This is a genomic window from Actinomadura sp. CNU-125 (assembly GCF_001942465.1).
Lineage (GTDB): Bacteria > Actinomycetota > Actinomycetes > Streptosporangiales > Streptosporangiaceae > Spirillospora.
In genome coordinates, this window is record NZ_MKJY01000521.1 from 1 (window position 1) to 19,840 (window position 19,840).

The following is a 19,840-nucleotide window of genomic DNA, read 5'->3' on the forward strand; positions in this document are numbered from 1 at the left end:
CTGGGACCCGGGCCGGGGGCCGGGCTGGTGGCCGGGGGAGGGACGGCCGGGACGCCGTCGCCCGGTTGCTGGGGGCGCCCGGCGGGACGGCCGGGTCTGCGGGGAGTGGACAGCGGGGGCTCCCGGGGGCTGGCCGGTGTACGCCGTACGCCGGCAGGGGGACCGGTCGGCGGCACCTTATCTCTTTATGTAGTGCCGAGTAAGGAGATTCGGGCAAAACGCGAATCGGTACTCGTTATGCGCACTTCCCGTGCACATTCGCATACGTTCCGCACGCCCCACGGTTTCCGCACATACCCACGTATGGCCCGCGCGTCGCCGCGTCCCGCCGCGTCCCGCCGCCGTTCCGTGCGCCGCCGCGTCCCGCGACGGTTCCGCGCGCCGCCCGTCCCGCGTTCCGTCCGGGTGGACGGGTGGGGCATACTGGTAGACGGCTGGGAGACTGTCACGGGCTACTCGCTTTGACCCGCGCCCGCGCGGCCGAGTATCCTGCGGGTTTGTTGTATGCGTCGGCGCCTGCCCGGAAGGCGGGATGACGACCGCATCCACGTGTCGGTGTGCCCCATGTGCGCTCGCACGGGCCCCGGCCTCCCGGAGCGCCCGATCGGATCGAGATTCGCTTCTGACCGGTCGGCGCGAGCAGGAGATCCGCTGAGATAGTCGACGAGAAACGAAGGCTGACGACCGTGCGCACGTACACCCCTAAGCCCGCTGACGTTCAGCGTCAGTGGTACGTCATCGACGCGACCGATGTCGTGCTGGGCCGTCTCGCCAGTCATGTCGCGCAGCTGCTTCGGGGTAAGCACAAGCCGATCTACGCTCCGCACCTCGACACCGGTGACTTCGTCGTCATCGTGAACGCCGACAAGGTGTCGCTGTCCGGCAACAAGCTGGAGCAGAAGCGGGCGTACCGGCACTCGGGCTACCCGGGCGGTCTGCGGTCGGTGAACTACGCCGACCTGCTGGCCAAGAACCCCGAGCGGGCCGTCGAGAAGGCGATCAAGGGCATGCTGCCCAAGACGACCCTCGGCCGGCAGATGTTCCGCAAGGTGAAGGTCTACGCCGGTCCGGAGCACCCGCACCAGGCGCAGAAGCCGGTCCCGTTCGAGATCACCCAGATCAGCCAGACCGGCAAGTAAGGCAGAACCGGCCGGTTGCCGGGGCGCGGAGCGCCCTCCGGCCGTCCGGTACCGCGCACGCACCGGCGTGCGCGTCCTGAAGCAGAGGCCGCCGGGGCACCCGATTTTCGGGCCAGCCGCCCTGGCCAGAAGACACTAGGAGAACCGTGGACGAGTCCACCGGCACCGAAACCGAGACGCCCGCCGAGGGCGTCGAGTTCGACTCGTACGAGGACGCGCCGTCCGAGTACACCACCGAGAGCCCCGAGGCCGAAGGCGAGGGCTACCTCGGTCAGCCGGTCGCGACCGGTCCCGCCGCCGGCACCGGCCGCCGCAAGCAGGCCATCGCGCGGGTCCGCATCGTCCCCGGCAGCGGCCAGTGGAAGATCAACGGCCGCACGCTGGACCAGTACTTCCCGAACAAGGTCCACCAGCAGATCGTGAACGAGCCGTTCGTCCTGCTCGGCCTGGAGGGCCAGTTCGACGTGCTCGCGCGGGTGAACGGCGGCGGCACCACCGGCCAGGCCGGTGCGCTGCGCCTCGGCATCTCCCGTGCGCTGCAGTTCGCGAACATCGAGCACCGCCCGGCGCTGAAGAAGGCCGGGTTCCTCACCCGCGACGCGCGGGTGCCGGAGCGCAAGAAGGCCGGTCTCAAGAAGGCCCGCAAGGCTCCGCAGTACAGCAAGCGTTGATCGACGGCACGAGCCGCCGCACCCATGGCTTCATTGTGGCCGACCCCACGTGGTCGGCACGCCGGGTGCGGCGGCTCGTCCGCTTTTTCCGGTTCGTTCGCTCATGATGGCCGCACGGAACCGGACGGGACGCCGCACGTCCCGTCCGCGTCCGGGCGGCCTTTTCGTCTATCCGGGAGTTGAACTGTGGCTCGTCTGTTCGGGACCGACGGCGTGCGGGGGCTCGCCAACCGTGACCTGACCGCCCGCCTCGCCATGGACCTGTCCGTCGCCGCGGCGCGGGTCCTCGGCGAGCAGGGCGAGTTCCGGGGGCATCGGCCGCTGGCGGTGGTCGGGCGCGATCCGCGGGCCTCCGGCGAGTTCCTGGAGGCGGCCGTCGTCGCGGGCCTGGCCAGCTCCGGCGTGGACGTGCTGCGCCTCGGCGTCCTGCCGACCCCGGCCGTCGCGTACCTGACGCACCAGCTGCACGCCGACCTCGGCGTGATGCTGTCCGCGTCGCACAACCCGGCCCCCGACAACGGGATCAAGTTCTTCGACCGGTCCGGCCACAAGCTCCCCGACGACAGCGAGGACCGCATCGAGGCGCGGCTCGGCGAGGAGTGGGACTGGCCGACCGGCGCCGGTGTCGGCCGCGTCCGCGACGCGCACGGCGCGGTCGAGCAGTACGTGGCGCACCTCGTCGCGTCCGTCCCGGTGTCGCTGGACGGGCTGCGCGTCGTCGTCGACTGCGCGAACGGCGCGTCGTGCGACGTCGCGCCCGAGGCGCTGCGCCGCGCGGGCGCCGAGGTCTTCACGATCGGCACGGCACCGGACGGCCTCAACATCAACTCCGGCTGCGGTTCGACGCACCTGGACGCGCTCCGCGCCGCCGTCCGCGAGACCGGCGCCGACGTCGGCATCGCCAACGACGGCGACGCCGACCGCTGCCTCGCCGTGACCGCCGCGGGCGAGGTCGTCGACGGCGACCAGATCATGGCGATCCTGGCGCTCGAACTGCGCGAGACCGGTGCCCTCACCGCCGACACCGTCGTCGCGACCGTGATGTCGAACCTCGGTTTCAAGCTCGCGATGCGGGAGGCCGGGCTCACGGTCGTGGAGACCGCCGTCGGCGACCGCTACGTGCTGGAGGCGATGAAGGCCGGCGGGTTCGTCTTCGGCGGCGAGCAGTCCGGGCACGTCATCATGCTCGACCACGCGACGACCGGCGACGGCGTCCTGACGGGCCTGCACCTGCTCGCCGCGATGGCCCGCCGCGGCCGTCCGCTCGACGAGCTCGCGAAGGTGATGACCCGGCTGCCGCAGGTGCTCGTCAACGTCAAGGACGTCGACAAGACCCGCGCGAAGACGTCCCCCGAACTGGCCGCGGCCGTCGCCGCCGCCGAGGCCGACCTGGGCGAGACCGGCCGGGTGCTGATCCGCCCGAGCGGCACCGAGCCGATGGTCCGCGTGATGGTGGAGGCCGCGTCCGAGGAGAAGGCCCACACCGTGGCCGACCACCTGGCGGAAGTGGTCCGAACGACCCTCCGCTGACCCGCCCCCGCGCGTGCCGGGGCACGCGCCCGGGCGGGGGTTCACGCCCGGGCGGGTGTGACTCCCGAGCGTGCGGAGGTGCCGCACACGCCGGGGGTGTGGCGCGCGGGCGGGTTCACGCCCGGCCCGGACGTATCCGCGTGGTAGTGCCGCAGACACCGGGGGAGTGCCGCCCGGCCAGGTGTCACCCACCGCGCGGGCCGGGGTCGCTCGCGGCCGGTCGTCCGCGCCGAGCCGCCAGGCGAGGGGGTGGACGACCGGGCGGATTTTTCAGCGGTCTTCGATGTCCAGGCGGCCGACCTTGAGGTGCTTGATCTCGACGGTTCCGGCCTCCAGGTGCTCGACGATCGCCCGCTTGACGACGAGCTTGCCGATCGCGACGGCGCCGACGGCGAGGGCGCCGAGGGCCATCGAGCCGATCGCGAGGGAGCCGAACGCGTTGCCGAGGCGGAGGTTGAGGCCGGTGGCGGACGCGCCGGTGACCTCGGCGCCGGTGGCGCGTGCGCCCACGGCGCGTTCCGTCCGGACGCGGGGACGTTCGTCCTGTTCGTCCTGTTCAGGGGCCTGCCGATCGCTGGAATCGCTCATGCGTCGAGCATAGGACGGGCGCGGTCAGCAGCGGTCGAGGAAGCCGCCGAGGGTGCGCCGGTCGGCGGACGTGACGGGCAGGGAGTACTCGTCGGCGACCGCGATGTACTTGGTCGCGTACTCGCACTGGTAGGGCTTGCGCGGTTGCCATTCGGCGGGGCCGGAGTCGCCCTTCTGCCCGTTGGGCACGCCCCACACGGCGAGCAGGTTGGCGTGGTCGTTGGCGAACCGTTCGCGGCGGTCCTCGGGCCAGCCGGACGCGCCCATCCGCCAGGCGAGCGCGAGCGGGTAGACGTGGTCGATCTGCACTTCGGCGGCGTCGGCCTTCTTGAACGAGATGTCCGGCCGGTATAGGGGTCGTGCAGGAGACCGGCGACGACGACGCAGTCGCCGCGCTTGCGGACGTCGTCGAGGTCGCGGGCGAGGACGTCGTTGCGCTGGTCGCAGCCGTTGCGGTCGATGTCCTTCCACCGGGTGCCGAACTTGTCGCGCTCGTAGCCGTCGCCGTCGCCCTCCGCCGCGACGCGCAGTCCCGCGAGGGTCTCGCGCGCCGGGCTCGCCGCGCCGGACGGCGAATCGGTACCGGCGTCCGATATGCCGACGTCGGCGCTGCAGGCCGCCAGCAGGGCCGCGGCGAGTGCGAGTCCTGCCGCGCGTGCCGTGCAATCCATCGTCACCGTCCTGGGGGTTTCTGTTGGTTTCGCCGGGATGCAGGTAAATAAACGATCACACCGTACGGGGTGGCGTTCCGGCCATGGGGGACGCTCCTTGCGGGCAGTATGTGGGACGTGCTGCACATGCGAGCGATCGTCCCGCCGGACCGGACGGACGACGTCTGCGAGGCTCTCGCCGACTGCGACGGGGCGACGAACATCGTGGTCGTCCGGGGTGCGGCGCTGTCGCCGTCCGGTGACCTGGTGACCGGGGACGTCGCCCGCGAGTCGGCCAACGAGGTGCTCGACGCGCTGCAGGATCTCGGTGTCGACCGGGACGGCTCGATCGCGCTGGAGCGGATCGACCTGTCGATGTCGCGGGTGGCCGAACGCGCGGAGCGGCGCGCGCCCGGGCACGGCGACGACGCGGTCGTGTGGGACGAACTCGACCGGCAGGTCACCGAGGGCGCGGCGATGACCTGGTCGTTCATCGCGTTCCTGGTGCTGGCGACGCAGCTTGCGGCGATCGCCGCGCTGATCGACTCGCCGATCCTGGTGGTCGGCGCGATGGTGCTCGGGCCGGAGTTCGCCGCCGTCGCGGCGATCTGCTACGGCATCGTCCGGTTGCAGGCGCGGCACATCGTCACGGCGGTGCGCACGCTCGTCGCCGGCTTCGCGATCGCGATCGTGGTCACGTACGTGTGCGCGCTGGTCAGCCGGTGGATCGGTGTGATCGAGATGTCGGAGCTTCCGGAGAACCGGCCGCTCACCGCGTTCATCTACAGCCCGGACCGCTGGTCGTTCATCGTCGCGCTGCTGGCGGGCGCGGCCGGGGTGCTGTCGCTGACGGCGGGGAAGTCGTCGACGCTCGTCGGGGTGTTCATCTCCGTGACGACCGTGCCCGCCGCCGGGAACCTCGGGGTCGCGCTGGCGCTGAAGCACGTCAGCGAGATCGAGGGGTCGCTGCTGCAGCTCGGCGTCAACCTCGCCGGGATGATCATCGCGGGGACGGTGACGTTGTTCCTGCAGCGGATCGTGTGGGGGATCGTGCTGCGCCGCCGCGCGGCTCCGATCTCGACCGGACGGCCCGTGCCGCCGCGCGTCCGGCCCCCGGGACCGTGACGCCGGCATCGGGCCGCAGAGTGACTTTGGTCGATACCGGTATCAGACTTATGGCTCCATGCATCGCTCCTAAGGCCGACGTGGACGGACAAGCAGGCGGTAGGTTCGGCAACATGCCGATCATCGCCACCCAGGGCCTGACGATGAGGTTCCCCCGGGTGACCGCCCTCGACGACCTCAACGTGGCCGTCGAACCGGGCGTCGTCGGGCTCGTCGGCGCGAACGGGGCCGGGAAGTCCACGCTCATCAAGATCCTGCTGGGGCTGCAGCCGCCCACGGCGGGGACGGCGAGCGTGCTCGGGCTCGACATCGCGCGCGAGGGCGTCCGCATCCGGGAGAACGTCGGGTTCATGCCCGAGTACGAGTGCCTTCCGCCCGACATCTCCGCGACCGAGTTCGTCGTGCACATGGCGCGGATGTGCGGGCTCCCCGCGACCGCCGCGCGCGAGCGCGCCGCCGACACGCTGCGGCACGTCGGCCTGTACGAGGAACGGTACCGTCCGATGGGCGGCTACTCCACGGGCATGCGCCAGCGGGTGAAGCTCGCGCAGGCGCTCGTCCACGACCCCAAGCTCGTGTTCCTGGACGAGCCCACCAACGGCCTCGACCCGGCCGGACGCGACGAGATGCTCGACCTGATCCGCCGGATCGGCGCCGAGTTCGGGATCAGCGTGCTGGTCACCTCGCACCTGCTCGGCGAACTGGAACGCGTCTGCGACCACGTGGTCATCATCGATGGCGGGCGGTTGCTGCGCTCGCAGGCCGTCGAGGCGTACACCGAGGCCAGCGGCGTCCTCACCGTGGAGGTCGAGGACGGACGCGACGACCTGGGCCGACGGCTCCACGAGCAGGGTGCGGCGGTCCGGCCGGACGGCCGGTTCCTCTTCGTCGACATCGCGGGGGAGGCGACCTACGACCTCGTCCGGGACGGCGTCGCCGAGCTGGGGCTGCGGCTGATCCGGATGGAGCAGCGCCGGCACCGCATCGAGGAGGTCTTCCAGGACGACCCGTCCGCGGCCGTCCCGCCGGAAGCCTCGGAGGCGCCGGAGGCGCAGGGGGCGCAGGGGGCACAGGGGGCGCCGCGATGAGCACCAGCACGATCCACGACATCGGCTACCGGCACTACGAGGGCCGCCGCAACGGCCGCGGGTACGTGCTGCGGTCGCTGTACGTCCACAACCTGCGGGCCGCGTTCGGGCTGGGCCGGCCAGCCCGCGCCAAGATCATGCCGTTCCTGCTCGGCGCGATCATGCTGCTGCCGGCCGCCGGGTCGGTCGCCGCGTTCGCGCTGACCAAGCAGGAGGACGCGCTGATCAAGTACGCGTCCTACGCGGTGTTCCTGCAGGTCGTCATCGCGATCTTCACCGCGACGCAGGCGCCCGTGCTGGCCTCGCGGGAGCTGCGGTTCCACGTCGTCCCGCTGTACTTCTCCCGCCCGATCGACCACCTCGACTTCGTCCTCGCCAAGATCGGCGCGATGGCGACCGCGCTGCTGGCGATCATGGCCGTGCCGATCACCGTCCTGTACGTGGGCGGGCTCGTCACGAAGGCGCCCGACTCGGGACGCCAGCTGACCGACTACCTGACGGGCCTCGTGGGCTGCGTGCTGTTCGCGGTCGTGCTCGCCGCGATCGGCATGGTCGTGGCGGCGTTCACGCCCCGCCGCGGGTTCGGCGTCGCCGCCGTCATCGCCGTCTACATGCTGACGGTCGCTTTCACGGCGATCGTGCAGACCCTCGCCGAGGTCCAGGGCAACTTCACGCTGCAGGGCTGGATGTCGCTGTTCGCCCCGTTCGACCTGGTCGACACCGTCCAGGTGCGGCTGCTCGGCGCGGACGTCACGTCCCCGTCGGTGGCGCCGGGCGTCGGCGGCGGGCTGGTCGCCCTCGCGGTGTGCGCCGCCCTCGCCGCCGGCTCGATCGCGGTCCTGTACCGCCGGTTCCGGAAGGCGGGCCTGTCATGAGCGAGCTGAAACTGGAGAACGTGTCCCGCTGGTACGGCAACGTCGTCGCCGTCAACGGGGTGTCGATGACGATCGGCCCGGGCGCACCGGGCTGCTCGGCCCGAACGGCGCCGGGAAGTCCACGCTGATCCACATGATGGGCGGGTTCCTCGCGCCCTCCTCCGGGACGGTCGCGCTGGACGGCGCGCCGATCTGGCGGAACCCCGCGGCGTACCGCGGGCTCGGGCTCGTCCCCGAGCGGGAGGCCGCGTACGACTTCCTCACCGGCGAGCAGTTCATCCAGGCGATGGCGAAGCTGCACAAGCTGAAGGATCCGGACGCCGCGGCCCGCCGCGCCATCGGCCTCGTCGAGATGGACTACGCGGCGAACCGCACGATCGGCACCTACTCCAAGGGCATGAAGCAGCGGATCAAGATGGCGTCCGCGCTGGTGCACGACCCGCCCGTCCTGCTCCTGGACGAGCCGTTCAACGGCATGGACCCGCGGCAGCGGCTCCAGCTGATGGACCTCATCCGGCGGATGGCCGACGAGGGACGCACGATCCTGTTCTCGTCGCACATCCTGGAGGAGGTCGAGCGGCTCGCCGGGCACATCGAGGTCATCGTCGCGGGCCGGCACGCCGCGTCCGGCGACTTCCGCCGGATCCGCCGGCTGATGACCGACCGGCCGCACCTGTTCGTCGTCCGGTCCGCCGACGACCGCGCGCTCGCCGCCGCGATCATCGCGGACGGCTCGGCGCGCAGCGTCCGGCTCACCGACGCGGGCCTGGAGGTCGAGGCGACCGACTTCCAGCGCTTCACCTGGCTGCTCCCGCAGGTCGCGAAGCAGGCGGACGTGCGGTTGTGGGAGGTCTCGCCCGCCGACGAGTCCCTCGAAAGCGTCTTCTCCTACCTGGTGGCCAAATGAACGCGACGATCGCGACGATCACCCTCCGGTCGATGCTCGGCCGGCGCCGCGCGCTGCTGCTGCTCGGGCTGCCCGCCATCCTGGTGGTGCTCGCGCTCGCATTGCGCCTGCGCATGACCGGCGGCGACGCCGACCTGGACACCGCGACGCTCGTCCTGCAGCAGTTCGGGCTCGCGACGCTGCTGCCGCTGCTGGCGCTCATCGCCGGGACCGGCGTGATCGGCCCGGAGATCGACGACGGCCAGATCATGTACGTGCTGACCAAGCCGATCCCCCGGCAGGTGATCGTGCTGACGAAGCTGGTGGTCGCGATCCTGCTGGTCACGGCGTTCGCGGTGATCCCGACGCTGCTCGCCGGGGTGCTGCTGGCCGGGACGACCGCGGGCCTCACCGTCGCGTACACGGTCGGCGTCCTGGTCGGCGGCTTCGCCTACAGTTCGATCTTCGTGGCGCTCGCGGTGGCGAGCCGCAACGCCGTCACGATCGGCCTGCTGTACGCGCTGGTGTGGGAGTCGCTGCTGGCGAGCTTCGCGCCGGGCGCCAAGTCCGCGTCCGTCCAGGCGTGGGCCCTGTCGGTGACCGACTCGCTGACCTCGGCGACGATGGTGACGTCGTCGGTCGACCTGACCCTCGCGATCGTCCTGCTGGTCGCGGTCACGGTCGTCGGCGCGTTCCTCGCGGTGTTCCGGCTGCGCGCCCTGTCGGTCGCGAGCGCCGAATAGCGTTACGCCCCGGGGCGGACGACCATCAGGACGGCGACGATCGTCCACAGCAGGTTGAAGATCCCGGTGGTCATCGCCAGCCGTCCCGCCGCCCCCTCGCCGGACGCCTCCCCGGCCAGCACCCGCCCCTGGGCGGGGAGGACCGCGAACACCAGCAGCGCCGCGGCGGCCGCCGTCGCGGCGATCGACGCGAGCAGCCACGCCTGCGTCAGCACGCCCAGCGTCGCGCCCGTGGCGAACCCGAACACCGGAACCGCGACGCCGACCAGCGCGTAGTTCCGGCAGATCCGGTGCAGCAGCGCCATGACCCCCGCGTTGCCCTCGCGGGCGTAGCGCGGGAACAGCGACCCCGCCACCGACACCGGCCCGATCGCCAGGATCGCCGCGAGCACGTGCAACGTCAGCAGTACCTCGGTCATGATCTCTCCCTCTACGTACGCAACCAACATATTGGCTACCAATACATAGCACGCTAAGCTGGCCGCCATGAGGGGAGACGCGGTACGGGGCCACCTGGACGCCCTGCTGCTCGCCGTGCTCGAATCCGGCCCGCTGCACGGGTACGCGATCATCACGGCCGTCCAGGAACGCAGCGACGGAGCCCTCGAACTGCGCACGGGCACCGTCTATCCGGCGCTCAACCGGCTGGAGCGCCTCGGGATGCTGACCGGCAGCTGGCAGTCCGTCGGCGCGCGCCGCCGCCGCTGCTACGAACTCACCGACAACGGGCGCCGCACCCTCGCCGGGGAGCGGACGGCCTGGCGCGAGTTCACCTCCGCGATCGGCGCCGTCCTCGAACCGAGGCCGTCCGCATGACCATCGACGAGCACGTCGCCGCGCTCTCGGACGTCCTGCACGGCCCCGCCCGCACCAAGGACCGCATGCTCACCGAGGTGCGCGAGGGCCTGACCGACGCGGCCGACGCCCTCGCCGACGCGGGCCTGCCCGCGGACGCCGCCGCCCGCCGCGCCGTCCGCGACTTCGGCAGCGTCGACGACGTCGCACCGAGCTTCCAGGACGAACTCACCGTCGCCCAGGCCCGCCGGACCGCCGTCACCGCCGCGCTCGGCGCTCCCGTCCTCCTGCTCTGCTGGCAGTTCGCGGGCGCCGACACCGGCGTGCTCTCGCACACCGCCCGGCTCGTGGGCGCCGTCGCCGCCGTCGCGGCCCTGCTGTGCGCCGGTTGCCTCGCCGCCACGGGCGCGTGGGCCGCACCCCGCGCCCTCCCGCGGACGGTCGCCTGGGCGGGGACGATCGCGGCGCGGCCCTCGGCGCGGCGCGATCGCGCTCACCGTCGCGTCCGCGCTCGCCGCGAACTGGACGCTCGCCGCACCGATCGCCGTCCTCACGCTGGTGTCGCACGCGAAGGTCGCGTCGTCCGCGCGGGCCTGCCGGCACTGCGTCCGCCTCGCCTGACGAACGTCACCGGAGGGCGTCGGCCCACCCGAGCAGGCGATCGAGGTGCGGGTCCGACGTCGCGACCGTGCGCGCGCGTCCGGCGACGATCTCGCCGCTCGTCCCGTCGATCGTGATGAGCGCGCCGTCCGGGAGACCGAGGTCCGATGCCCCGACGACGGCCGGTCGGCCCAGCGAGCGCGCGACGACCGCGGCGTGGCTCGTCGTCCCGCCGACCGCCGTGACGACGCCCGCCGCGGCGGCCAGCCCGTGCATGTCGAGCGGGGACGTGTACGGACGAACGAGGACGACCGGCCCGTCCGCCGCCATGCGGACCGCGCCGTCGGGGGTGGTCGCCACCCGGCCCGTCGCGACGCCCGGAGAGGCGCCGATCCCCCGCGCGAGGACGTCCGGGGCGTCGAGCCTCGGCGCGCGCGCCCCCCGCAGGTCGTCCGGGGACACCCGCCCGACCGCCTCGCGCCGGTCGATCACCCCCTCCTCGACCAGCTCGACCGCGACCCGGACGGCCGCCCGCCCCGCGAACCCCCCGGGCCGGACCTGCAGCAACCACAGCGCGCCCGACTCGAAGGTGAACTCCACGTGGCACGCGTCGCGATAGCACTCCTCGACCCGATTCAAGGCGTCGACGAGCGCCGCCCACACCTCGGGCTCCCGCTCGGCCAGCGCGTCCAACCGCAGCGGACTCGCCCGTCCCGACACGACGTCGTCGCCCTGCCCGCCGAACAGCACCTCCCCGAACGGACCGGGCTCGCCGGTCCCCGGATCGCGGCTGAACGCGCGCCCGTGCCGCTGCGCCCGTCGCGATTGCCGAACACCATCGCCTGCACGATGACGGCCGTCCCGGACTCGTCCGGAATGCCGCGGATCATCCGATAGGTCCGCGCCCGCGGCGTGTTCCACGACGCGAACACTCCCCGCACGGCCAGCACAAGCTGCCCCCAGGCATCATCCGGCACCGCCGAACCCGCCCCGGCGGAGCCGGACGCTCGTTCCCGCGGCGCGCGGCCCTCGTCCGTCCCGTCGTCCGGTGCCTCAGGTCCGCGAGTTGCGTCGTCCGGCCGTGTTCCTAGCCCGGTGGCGGCGTCGAGGGAGCTCGGCGGCAGGCAAGTCCCCGCCCCGGCGGAGCCGGACGGTCGTTCCCGCGGCGCACCCCGCTCGTCCGTCCCGTCGTCCGTAGTCGCGGCGGGTGAGCCGGGCGTGGTCGCCGTCGCGGTGAAGGTCCTGTGGAGGCGGTCGCGTGAGTCGTGGGCGAAGCGGGGGTCGCCGGTTTCGGCGGCCAGGCCCGCCGTCGCGTCCGTCGTGAGGCCCAGGTTCAGGATCGTGTCCATCATGCCGGGCATCGACACCGCGCCGCCCGAGCGGACGGCGAGGACGAGCGGACGGTCCGGGCCGCCGAGGCGGCGGCCCGTGGCGGCTTCGAGGTCGGCGACGGCCGCCGCGAGTTCGGCGTCGAGGCCGTCGGGGAGGCGGCCGTCGCGCAGGAAGGCGCGGCACGCGGCGGTGCCGATGACGAACCCGGGCGGGACCGGGAGCCCGAGCCGCCGCAGCGTGATCAGGCCGTGGGCCTTGCCGCCGAGGACGGTCGCGGGCTCGTCGACGCCGGGCGCGAGGGGGCGGATCCAGGTCATCGCGGGATGCCCAGCGTGACCAGCAGGTCTTCGTGCAGCTGGAACCACACGGTGTGGTAGCTGGCGAGGTCGTCGGTCACGTATCCCTGCTCTCCCGCGCGGGCGCGGGCGAGCGCGTGGGAGAGCCGGTCGCGGTACCGCTGGAAGCGGAACAGCGCCCCCGCCAGTTCGGCGCAGACGACGTCGGCGCGCAGGTGGAAGTCCCCGAGGGCCGCCAGCACGCGGGAGCGGTCGTCGGGCCGCAACTGCCACGCGGTGAAGAGGTCGAGGAGTTCCGGGTTGAGCACCATGAACTCGCCGTACGCCCTGGTCACGGTGGGGCGGACGCCCGCCGCGTCGAGCTCGTCGCGGATCCGTGCGGCGTCCGCCTCCCGTCCGGCGCCGGTGAGGCCCCACCCGCCGAACTCGCCGGGCTCGCGCGTGACGAGGCCCGCCACCGCGAGGTCGATCAGTTCGGATTCCACGTCGGGTTCGAGGAGCCCCGCCGCCTCGGCGAGGCGGCGGGCCCCCGCGACGCCAACGCAGCGCACGGTGTGGAGAACCAGCAGGTCGAGGCCTGTCATGTGCATGTCATACCCGCGTTTCGTCGGTGGCGATGGTGTGCGTCGCGCCGCGGCCGTCCGCGCGCGCGACGATCTCGCCCGCCCGGACCCGTACCGCGACCTCGGTGTCGTCGCCCGGTTCGGCGACCCCGGCGGCGGCCGCCGCCGTGCCGTCCTCGTCGAGGACGAGGCGCAGGCGCGGCCACGCGTCCGGTGCGAACGTGCGCCGAAGGCAGCGGGTGAGGTCGCCGACGCGGAGCCGGACGAGCCGTCCGATCTCGGCCGGGTCGGCGGTCACGACCGCCACGGTGACCCGGTCGCCGGGCCGGGCGGCGCGGACGGCCTCCTCCGCCGCCCGCAGCCGTCCGCGCCGAGGACGCTCGACGATGCCGTCGCCGTCGAGCCCGGTCGGGCGGCCGGTGATCTCGTCCGTCAGTTCGCCGGGCGGCTCCCAGGTTTCCTGGACGGCCGCGGCGGGGGCGGCGTAGGGCAGGTGCGGCGGGTCGAAGGTGTCGGCGAGGTCGAGTCCGGCCAGGTGGCGGCAGGCGCGCGCGACGTCGAACGGGTCGCCGAAACCGGGCGCGCGCCCGCGAGATGCCCGGAGCCGTTGAGCAGTGTCAGCACCAGCTCGGCCAGCCGCACCCGCCGGACGCGCGGCGCGTACGACTCCAGCGCGAGCCCGAGCAGGAGCGCCTCCAGCCACGTGACCTGCGCGAGCGCGGCGCGTCCGCGGTCGTCGTCGAACAGTCCGGCGGTGGCGAGCAGCCGCAGTCCGGCGCCCGCGGGCGAGTCGCCGCTGAGCGGCAGCCGTTCGAGCCAGCCGCGGGCGAACGAGCCGAGCGCGTCGGCGGGCCCGTCGGCGGGCGGCGCCTCGGTCGTCGCGGTGTCGTCGAGGGAGTCGACCAGGACGGCCAGGTACAGCGCGCGCTTGCTCGGGAAGTTCGAGTAGACCGCCCCCCGGGTGAGCTCCGCGCGTTCCGCGATCCGGTCGATCTTCGCGTCGGCGTATCCGCGCTCGGCGAACTCCGCCCGCGCCGCGACCAGTACGGACGCCCGCGTCCGCTCCTGCTGCTGGGCCCGTGTGAGCCTGGCCATCGCCCCGCCCCCTTTGCTCCGTCGGCCCGCCTAAGATACTTTCACCATCCGGATGATGCCAACATCTGAATGTCGGGAGCATGTGGTGAGCGAGCACGGTTTCGAAACCGAGGGCCTGGTCAGACGGTTCGGCGGGACGACGGCGCTCGACGGCGTCGATCTCGCCGCCGGACGCGGGCGCGTGCTGGGCCTGCTCGGGCCCAACGGCGCTGGGAAGACGACCGTGATCCGGATCCTCGCGACGCTGCTGCGGCCGGACGCCGGGCGCGCCGCCGTCGCGGGGTTCGACGTGGTGCGCAGTCCGGCCCGGGTCCGGGAGCGGATCGCGCTGTCGGGCCAGCACACGAGCGTCGACGAGGAGCTGACCGGACGAGCGAACCTGATCATGATCGGGGGGCTCCTCGATCTGCCCCGCCGCCGCGCCGCGGAGCGGGCGGGCGAACTGCTCGGACGGTTCGGCCTCGACGAGGCCGCGGACCGTCCCGTCGCCGGGTACTCGGGCGGGATGCGCCGCCGCCTCGACCTGGCGGCGAGCCTCGTCGGACGTCCCGAGGTCGTGTTCCTCGACGAGCCGTCCGCCGGACTCGACCCCGGCAAACGGGACGAACTATGGCAGCTCATCCGGGACCTCGCGGCCGACGGCGTCACCGTCCTGCTGACCACCCAGTACCTGGAGGAGGCCGACGCGCTCGCCGACACGATCACGGTCATCGACGCCGGACGGGTCGTGGCCGCCGGGCCGCCCGCCGAGCTGAAGCGGCGGATCGGCGGGCACACGATCGCCGTCCGGCTCGACGATCCCGCCGACGCCGGACGGGCGGCGGCGATCCTCGCCGCGGTCGCCGGGCGCGCCCCCGAACTCGCCGCCCGCACCGAACTGGCCGTCCCGGTGACCGGCGCCGACGCCCTCTTCGAGACGACCGCGCGGTTCCGCGAGGAGCGCATCGGCGTCGCCGAACTGTCCCTGCGGCTGCCCAGCCTCGACGAGGTGTTCCACGCCCTGACCGACGACTCCGCGAAGGCGGCACGATGACGCGCACCGTCCGGCACAGCCTGATCCTCGCCCGCCGGAGCCTGGCCAAGACGAAACGCAACCCGGGCCCCGTCGTCAACGGCATCGTGTCGCCCGCGCTGTTCCTGGTCCTGTTCCTCTACCTGTTCGGACGGCCGGTCGCGGGTTCCACGGGCGACTACCTGCAGTACCTCTTCCCCGGCATCGTCGTCATGGGCGCGGCGCTGGCCGGGCTGGTCTCCACCGGCACGAACATCAACCTCGACCTCAAGAACGGCGTGACCGACCGGTTCCGCAGCATGCCGATCAGCCGCCTCGCGCCCCTCCTCGGGTCCGTTCTGGCCGACTTCGTCCGGTACGTGTTCGCCGTCGCCGTCCTGTTCGTCCTCGGCGTCGCGCTGGGTTTCCGCACCGGGGGCGGCATCGCCGCCGCGTTCGCCGCCGCGGGCCTGGCCGTCCTGTTCGGCTTCTGCCTGAGCTGGGTGACCGTGCTGTTCGGCGTGCTGGTCAAGGACGCCGGGGCCGTCCTGGCGTTCAGCTTCATCACCTTCCTGCCCCTCCAGCTCGGCACCAGCCTCGCCACCCCGACCGGGGACCTCCCGGGCTGGCTGAGCGCGTGGGCCGGCGTCAACCCGGTCACCCACGTCATGGACGCCTGCCGCGCCCTCCTCAACGGGACTCCGGTCGGCGGCACGGTCACCACCACGCTGATCTGGTGCGCCGCCCTGTTCCTGGTGTTCTGCCCCCTGGCGGTCCGCGCCTACGGCCGCCCGCAGTGATCAGGACGGGACGCCCGCGCGTTCGGCCTCGATCCCGTTGAGCAGCGCGCGGAGCCCGTACTCGAACGTCTCCTCGGGCGCGCCCGCGTAGTCGGCCGCCGCGGGCGCGTCCAGCCGGGCGCGCAGCCGCGGGAACCGCGCCGCGACCTCGGCCGCCTTCTCCATCGTGTCTCGCATGACGGCCTCGGCGTCCTTGCCGCCCCGGGTGAGCCGCATGGTCAGCGAAACCGTGGCGGAGGCGCCGAGGACGTTGCCCAGCACGTACGTGAACACGGCCGCCGCCGCGCGGTCGGCCTGCGCGCCGGTGAAGCCGCCCGACTCGTAGACGGCGAGGCAGTGGTCGTCGTACCGGGCCTTGCCCTCGCCGTAGAACAGGTGCGACCCGAACGCCTGGACGAGCCAGGGATGCCGCTCGAACATGGCGTGCAGGCCGACGGCCAGCGCCGTCGCCGCGTCCCGCCAGCCGAGCGCGTCCGGGTCGGCGAACTCGATCTCGTCCCACACCCGGTCGCCGGCCAGCAGCAGCAGGTCGTCCTTGTTCTTGACGTGCCAGTACACGGCGGTCGCGGCCGCGTTGAGGCGTTTGCCGAGGTTGCGCATGTTCAGGCCGTCGAGGCCCTCCTCGTCGAGCAGTTCGACGGCGGTCCGGACGATCTGTTCGCGGGTGAGGCTGTCGCGCGGCATGACCACACGATAGGGCGCGCCTGAACTTAGTTCAAGAAACCTCTTGCACTTAGTTCAAGTCGGTGCCTACAGTGCTCTTGCACTTAGTTCAAGAGCCTTCGAGAGGAACCCCCATGCCGACGCTCGCCGCCGTCCTGCAACTGCTCGTCGCCGTCGCCTTCGTGAGCATCCCGCTGGTCCGGCACCGCTACGGCCCCGCCGCGAAGGCGGCCGCCGAGGCCGAACTCGCACGTCAGGACGTCCCCGCGACCGTCCTTGAGGAGAACGGGCTCAAGTTCGACGCGAGCGGGCACGAGACGGCCGCGCCCGTCGCCATCGCGGCGGTCATGGTCGCCGCCGCGTCCCTCAACCTCGCCGGGCACGACTGGGGCCGCCCGCTCACCTGGGTCTTCTCGTCGCTCGTCCTGCTCGGCAACGCCGTGATCCTCTACAGCCAGCTCACCGCCGCCAAGTCGGTGCGGGCCGCGTTCGTGCGCAAGGGCGACCCGGCGCTGCTGCGCATCGACGTCCCGGCCCTGCTCGGCGCGGCCGAAGGCGCATTCCCCCGCTGGGTGATGCCGAACCTGCAGAACATCCGCCACACGATCGTCTTCGCGGGCTCGGCGGTGGCCCTGCTCGCCGTGACCCTCGGCTGATTTGCCTACACCCCTTAGGCTGTAGCAAAAAGGTATTCGCAACAGGGGAAGCAAGCGATCATGCAGACCTGGACGACCACCCCCATCACCGCCGACGTCCTGCGCGGTGCCCTCGACCTGGAGCGCACCGCGCGGGGCGTGCTGCCGCACCGGCTGCCCGCATGGGCGCGTGCGCAGTACCCCGACGGGCAGCTCGCCATGGCCGAGTCCCAGCCCTCGGGCGTCCGGCTCGCCTTCCGCACCCGCGCCACCGCCGTCGAACTGGACGCGATCCCCACGAAACGGTCGTACCCGGGCGCCCCGCCCCGCCCGGACGGCGTGTACGAGCTGCTCGTCGACGGGCGCCTGCACGACTCGGCCGTCCTGAACTGCGGCGACACCCTCGTCATCGACATGGCGACCGGGACGGCCGAGCACCGCCCCGGCGAGCCCGGCACGCTCCGCTTCGCCGGCCTGCCCGGCGGCGACAAGGACGTCGAGATCTGGCTGCCGCACAACGAGACGACCGAGCTGGTCGCGCTGCGCACCGACGCGCCCGTCGAGCCCGCGCCCGCCCGCGGCCGCCGGGTCTGGCTGCACCACGGCAGCTCGATCAGCCACGGCAGCAACGCCGCGACGCCCACCGCCACCTGGCCCGCGCTCGCCGCCACCGGCGCCGGGGTGGAACTGGTCAACCTGGGCCTGGGCGGCAGCGCCCAGCTCGACCCGTTCACCGCGCGCACCATGCGCGACACCCCCGCCGACCTGATCAGCGTCAAGATCGGCATCAACCTGGTCAACGCCGACGCGATGCGGCTGCGCGCCTTCACCCCGGCCGTGCACGGCTTCCTCGACACCGTCCGCGACGGCCACCCGGCGGCGCCGCTGCTGGTCGTGTCGCCCATCTACTGCCCCATCCACGAGGACGTCCCCGGCCCCACCGCCATGGACGCCACCGGCCTCGCCGCCGGACGGCTGCGCTTCCGCGCGACCGGCGACCCCGCCGACCGCGCGCAGGGCAAGCTGACCCTGAACGTCGTCCGGGACGAACTGGCCCGCATCGTCGAGCGGCGAGCGGCCGACGACCCGAACCTGCACCACCTCGACGGCCGCGACCTCTACGGGGAGTCCGACTTCGCCGAACTGCCCCTCCCCGACGACCTGCACCCGGACGCCGCGGCGCACCGCCGCATCGGCGAACGCTTCCGGGCCGCGGCCTTCGCCGCCGACGGCCCGTTCGGGTGAACGGTCAGCCGGTCAGCCGGTCGGCAGCGGCACCGCGGTGGTGTCGTCGCCGGTGTCGCCGTCCGCGGCGAGCATGTCGAGGGCGAGCGCCGCGGACCAGCTGAAGTCGTGCGCGCCCCGCCCGCTGCCGTCCACCGGGTCGAAGTACTCCCGGAAGCCCGAGCGGTCAAGCAGGGCGAGGGTCGAACCGGAGATCGTCCGCGCGATGTCGGACCGTCCGGCGCGCAGGGCGCCGACCCACAGCAGCCAGTTGGTGTTCACCCACGTGGGGCCCCGCCAGTACCGGCGCCGCTCGAACCCGGGTTCGCGCAGGTCGTACGTTGGCACGGGGTGCGGGCAGCCGCCCATGAACGCGGGCGACAGCAGCAGATCGAGCAGCCGGTCGCGGACCGCGGCGGGCAGCCACGGGTCGAGCAGCGGCGCGAACCCGGAGATCGTCGCCGCGGTCCCGCGGACGCCGGTGCGCACGTCCCGCGCGACGAACGTGCCCCGCTCGTCGTCCCACAGCCGCGCCAGCAGCCCCCGGTGGACGGCGCGGGCGGCCAGGTAGTGCGGCTCCGGATCGCGGCCGACCCGGCGGGCGATCTCGGCCAGGCACAGCTCGCCGTCCAGCAGGATCGCGTTGAACAGCGGGTCCTCGACCGTGAACGCGTGCTTGTCCAGGAGCTTCAGGTCGTCGTACCCGAGGTCGCGGTAGCTCTCGGCGAGCGCGATGTACGCCGCGTAGTCGGCGTCGCCGGGCCGCTCGTCGGCCGCGACATGGTCCATGTCCCGGCGGACGAACGCGGCGCGCGCCCCGCCGACCCCGGCGAGGAACGGATCCCACGCGGGGCTGTTGTCCGTCCCGGACTCCCACGGATGGACGATCGCCGCGAGCCCGCCGCCGTCCAGGTCGCGCCGTTCGATCAGGTACCGGTGCTGCGCGGCGAGCTTCGGATACACCTCGGCGAGGAACCGCCGTGCGGCGCCCCGGTCGGCGGCCCGGGTGCAGATCGTCAGCGCGGCGCGGGCGTGGACGGGCGGCTGCACGATGCCGGACGTGCACACCGCGGGCGCGTCCGGGACGCCGCGGCTGTCCCAGAAACCGGGCCCGGGGAAGTACGCGTCGCCGCCCGCGTCGCCGTAGACGATGTGCGGCAGCCGTCCGGTGTCCCATTGGGCGCGCAGGAGGCAGCGCAGTTCGCGCTGCGCGCGGTCCTGGTCGACCCGGGCCAGCCCGATCGCGATGAACGCCGAGTCCCAGCTCCACTGGTGCGGGTACTGCGTGCGGGACGGGAGCGTGGCGGCGCCCGTCCAGTTGGCGTTCAGCGTGCCGACGGCGGCCTCGCCCAGCCGGTGGCGGTCCACCGGCCCGGGGGCCTCGACGGCGTCGACCCCGCCGGGGCCCGCGAGGCTTGCGACGCGGTCCACTCGGGTGGCTCCTCACAGGTCAGGGGGCGTATCGGGGGTGCACCGGGGGCTCTCCGACCGACGGAACCATGTGCGTCCATCGCCCACTGATTGTCATGTTATGACCCGAGCTTGACATTT

25 protein-coding genes are annotated in these 19,840 nt (G+C 73.0%); 15 read left to right on the forward strand and 10 right to left on the reverse strand.

From position 1 onward, the window contains the following. The first annotated feature begins 686 nt into the window (after positions 1 to 686). The 3 genes from rplM (at position 687) to glmM (ending at position 3,340) form a co-directional block, all read left to right on the forward strand. Positions 687 to 1,139, forward strand: a complete 453-nt coding sequence (gene rplM / locus BJF79_RS39380) for a 50S ribosomal protein L13 (RefSeq protein ID WP_075905053.1) — start codon at positions 687 to 689, stop codon at positions 1,137 to 1,139. Between the two features lie 146 nt (positions 1,140 to 1,285). Next, positions 1,286 to 1,810, forward strand: coding sequence for a 30S ribosomal protein S9 (gene rpsI / locus BJF79_RS39385; RefSeq protein WP_075905055.1), 525 nt, complete (start codon positions 1,286 to 1,288; stop codon positions 1,808 to 1,810). A 186-nt stretch (positions 1,811 to 1,996) separates the two neighbouring features. Beyond that, positions 1,997 to 3,340: a phosphoglucosamine mutase gene (glmM, locus tag BJF79_RS39390; protein WP_075905057.1), complete on the forward strand. Its 1,344-nt coding sequence runs from the start codon at positions 1,997 to 1,999 to the stop codon at positions 3,338 to 3,340. Positions 3,341 to 3,610: 270 nt separating this feature from the next. Here glmM and BJF79_RS39395 read toward each other — a convergent pair whose 3' ends face one another. Both BJF79_RS39395 and BJF79_RS63810 read right to left on the reverse strand, forming a co-directional pair. Next, positions 3,611 to 3,928: a hypothetical protein gene (locus tag BJF79_RS39395; protein ID WP_075905059.1), complete on the reverse strand. Its 318-nt coding sequence runs from the start codon at positions 3,926 to 3,928 to the stop codon at positions 3,611 to 3,613. Between the two features lie 24 nt (positions 3,929 to 3,952). After that, positions 3,953 to 4,237 carry an HNH endonuclease family protein gene (locus tag BJF79_RS63810; RefSeq protein WP_262403248.1) on the reverse strand — a complete coding sequence of 95 codons (285 nt, stop codon included), beginning with the start codon at positions 4,235 to 4,237 and terminating at the stop codon, positions 3,953 to 3,955. 488 nt (positions 4,238 to 4,725) lie between these two features. On the opposite strand from BJF79_RS63810, the gene BJF79_RS39405 reads away from it, so the two are divergent. The 6 genes from BJF79_RS39405 (at position 4,726) to BJF79_RS39425 (ending at position 9,295) form a co-directional block, all read left to right on the forward strand. Then, the gene (locus BJF79_RS39405; protein ID WP_262403249.1) at positions 4,726 to 5,703 is read left to right on the forward strand and encodes a DUF389 domain-containing protein; all 978 of its coding nucleotides are present in this window, start codon (positions 4,726 to 4,728) and stop codon (positions 5,701 to 5,703) included. A 113-nt stretch (positions 5,704 to 5,816) separates the two neighbouring features. Then, positions 5,817 to 6,791, forward strand: coding sequence for an ABC transporter ATP-binding protein (locus BJF79_RS39410; protein ID WP_075905061.1), 975 nt, complete (start codon positions 5,817 to 5,819; stop codon positions 6,789 to 6,791). Then, on the forward strand, positions 6,788 to 7,666 hold the full coding sequence (locus BJF79_RS39415) for an ABC transporter permease (protein WP_075905063.1): 879 nt from the start codon (positions 6,788 to 6,790) through the stop codon (positions 7,664 to 7,666). Before BJF79_RS39410 ends, BJF79_RS39415 begins: the two co-directional genes overlap by 4 nt. Then, complete coding sequence (locus BJF79_RS63815; RefSeq protein WP_262403250.1) at positions 7,663 to 7,794, forward strand: hypothetical protein; 132 nt, start codon at positions 7,663 to 7,665, stop codon at positions 7,792 to 7,794. Before BJF79_RS39415 ends, BJF79_RS63815 begins: the two co-directional genes overlap by 4 nt. Before the next feature lie 5 nt (positions 7,795 to 7,799). Beyond that, positions 7,800 to 8,573 carry an ABC transporter ATP-binding protein gene (locus BJF79_RS39420; protein WP_262403251.1) on the forward strand — a complete coding sequence of 258 codons (774 nt, stop codon included), beginning with the start codon at positions 7,800 to 7,802 and terminating at the stop codon, positions 8,571 to 8,573. Continuing rightward, positions 8,570 to 9,295 (forward strand): ABC transporter permease, encoded by a 726-nt coding sequence (locus BJF79_RS39425; protein WP_075905065.1) that lies wholly within the window; start codon positions 8,570 to 8,572, stop codon positions 9,293 to 9,295. The genes BJF79_RS39420 and BJF79_RS39425 overlap by 4 nt, the downstream gene beginning before the upstream one ends. 2 nt (positions 9,296 to 9,297) lie before the next feature. Here the strand turns inward: BJF79_RS39425 and BJF79_RS39430 are convergent, their stop codons facing one another. Continuing rightward, positions 9,298 to 9,714 carry a hypothetical protein gene (locus BJF79_RS39430; RefSeq protein ID WP_075905067.1) on the reverse strand — a complete coding sequence of 139 codons (417 nt, stop codon included), beginning with the start codon at positions 9,712 to 9,714 and terminating at the stop codon, positions 9,298 to 9,300. A 67-nt stretch (positions 9,715 to 9,781) separates the two neighbouring features. On the opposite strand from BJF79_RS39430, the gene BJF79_RS39435 reads away from it, so the two are divergent. Beyond that, positions 9,782 to 10,111: a PadR family transcriptional regulator gene (locus tag BJF79_RS39435; RefSeq protein ID WP_075905069.1), complete on the forward strand. Its 330-nt coding sequence runs from the start codon at positions 9,782 to 9,784 to the stop codon at positions 10,109 to 10,111. Further along, the gene (locus tag BJF79_RS39440; RefSeq protein WP_262403252.1) at positions 10,108 to 10,827 is read left to right on the forward strand and encodes a permease prefix domain 1-containing protein; all 720 of its coding nucleotides are present in this window, start codon (positions 10,108 to 10,110) and stop codon (positions 10,825 to 10,827) included. Before BJF79_RS39435 ends, BJF79_RS39440 begins: the two co-directional genes overlap by 4 nt. On the opposite strand, the gene BJF79_RS63820 is transcribed toward BJF79_RS39440, so the two are convergent. The 5 genes from BJF79_RS63820 to BJF79_RS66085 all read right to left on the reverse strand — a co-directional run bounded on the left by BJF79_RS63820 (position 10,718) and on the right by BJF79_RS66085 (position 13,976). Beyond that, a complete protein-coding gene (locus BJF79_RS63820; protein WP_075905071.1) occupies positions 10,718 to 11,383 on the reverse strand; it encodes a PEP-utilizing enzyme in 666 nt (221 codons plus the stop codon). The genes BJF79_RS39440 and BJF79_RS63820 overlap by 110 nt on opposite strands. Further along, positions 11,326 to 12,339 carry a PEP/pyruvate-binding domain-containing protein gene (locus tag BJF79_RS63825; RefSeq protein ID WP_075905073.1) on the reverse strand — a complete coding sequence of 338 codons (1,014 nt, stop codon included), beginning with the start codon at positions 12,337 to 12,339 and terminating at the stop codon, positions 11,326 to 11,328. Before BJF79_RS63825 ends, BJF79_RS63820 begins: the two co-directional genes overlap by 58 nt. Further along, entirely contained in the window at positions 12,336 to 12,902 is a 567-nt protein-coding gene (locus tag BJF79_RS39455) for a transcriptional regulator (protein WP_262403253.1), read from the reverse strand. Before BJF79_RS39455 ends, BJF79_RS63825 begins: the two co-directional genes overlap by 4 nt. A gap of 7 nt (positions 12,903 to 12,909) precedes the next feature. Continuing rightward, on the reverse strand, positions 12,910 to 13,179 hold the full coding sequence (locus BJF79_RS66080; RefSeq protein WP_316043532.1) for a hypothetical protein: 270 nt from the start codon (positions 13,177 to 13,179) through the stop codon (positions 12,910 to 12,912). 134 nt (positions 13,180 to 13,313) lie between these two features. After that, positions 13,314 to 13,976: a TetR/AcrR family transcriptional regulator gene (locus BJF79_RS66085; RefSeq protein ID WP_316043533.1), complete on the reverse strand. Its 663-nt coding sequence runs from the start codon at positions 13,974 to 13,976 to the stop codon at positions 13,314 to 13,316. An 85-nt stretch (positions 13,977 to 14,061) separates the two neighbouring features. On the opposite strand from BJF79_RS66085, the gene BJF79_RS39465 reads away from it, so the two are divergent. Together BJF79_RS39465 and BJF79_RS39470 are read left to right on the forward strand one after the other, a co-directional pair. Continuing rightward, complete coding sequence (locus tag BJF79_RS39465) at positions 14,062 to 15,009, forward strand: ATP-binding cassette domain-containing protein (protein WP_075905119.1); 948 nt, start codon at positions 14,062 to 14,064, stop codon at positions 15,007 to 15,009. Further along, positions 15,006 to 15,767: an ABC transporter permease gene (locus tag BJF79_RS39470; RefSeq protein ID WP_075905077.1), complete on the forward strand. Its 762-nt coding sequence runs from the start codon at positions 15,006 to 15,008 to the stop codon at positions 15,765 to 15,767. The genes BJF79_RS39465 and BJF79_RS39470 overlap by 4 nt, the downstream gene beginning before the upstream one ends. On the opposite strand, the gene BJF79_RS39475 is transcribed toward BJF79_RS39470, so the two are convergent. Beyond that, entirely contained in the window at positions 15,768 to 16,451 is a 684-nt protein-coding gene (locus BJF79_RS39475) for a TetR/AcrR family transcriptional regulator (RefSeq protein WP_075905121.1), read from the reverse strand. A gap of 113 nt (positions 16,452 to 16,564) precedes the next feature. On the opposite strand from BJF79_RS39475, the gene BJF79_RS39480 reads away from it, so the two are divergent. After that, positions 16,565 to 17,086 (forward strand): hypothetical protein, encoded by a 522-nt coding sequence (locus BJF79_RS39480; RefSeq protein ID WP_075905079.1) that lies wholly within the window; start codon positions 16,565 to 16,567, stop codon positions 17,084 to 17,086. Positions 17,087 to 17,146: 60 nt separating this feature from the next. Beyond that, a complete protein-coding gene (locus BJF79_RS39485; RefSeq protein WP_075905081.1) occupies positions 17,147 to 18,310 on the forward strand; it encodes a GDSL-type esterase/lipase family protein in 1,164 nt (387 codons plus the stop codon). A gap of 12 nt (positions 18,311 to 18,322) precedes the next feature. Here the strand turns inward: BJF79_RS39485 and BJF79_RS39490 are convergent, their stop codons facing one another. After that, complete coding sequence (locus BJF79_RS39490; RefSeq protein ID WP_187357123.1) at positions 18,323 to 19,720, reverse strand: MGH1-like glycoside hydrolase domain-containing protein; 1,398 nt, start codon at positions 19,718 to 19,720, stop codon at positions 18,323 to 18,325. Between the last annotated feature and the right edge of the window lie 120 nt (positions 19,721 to 19,840).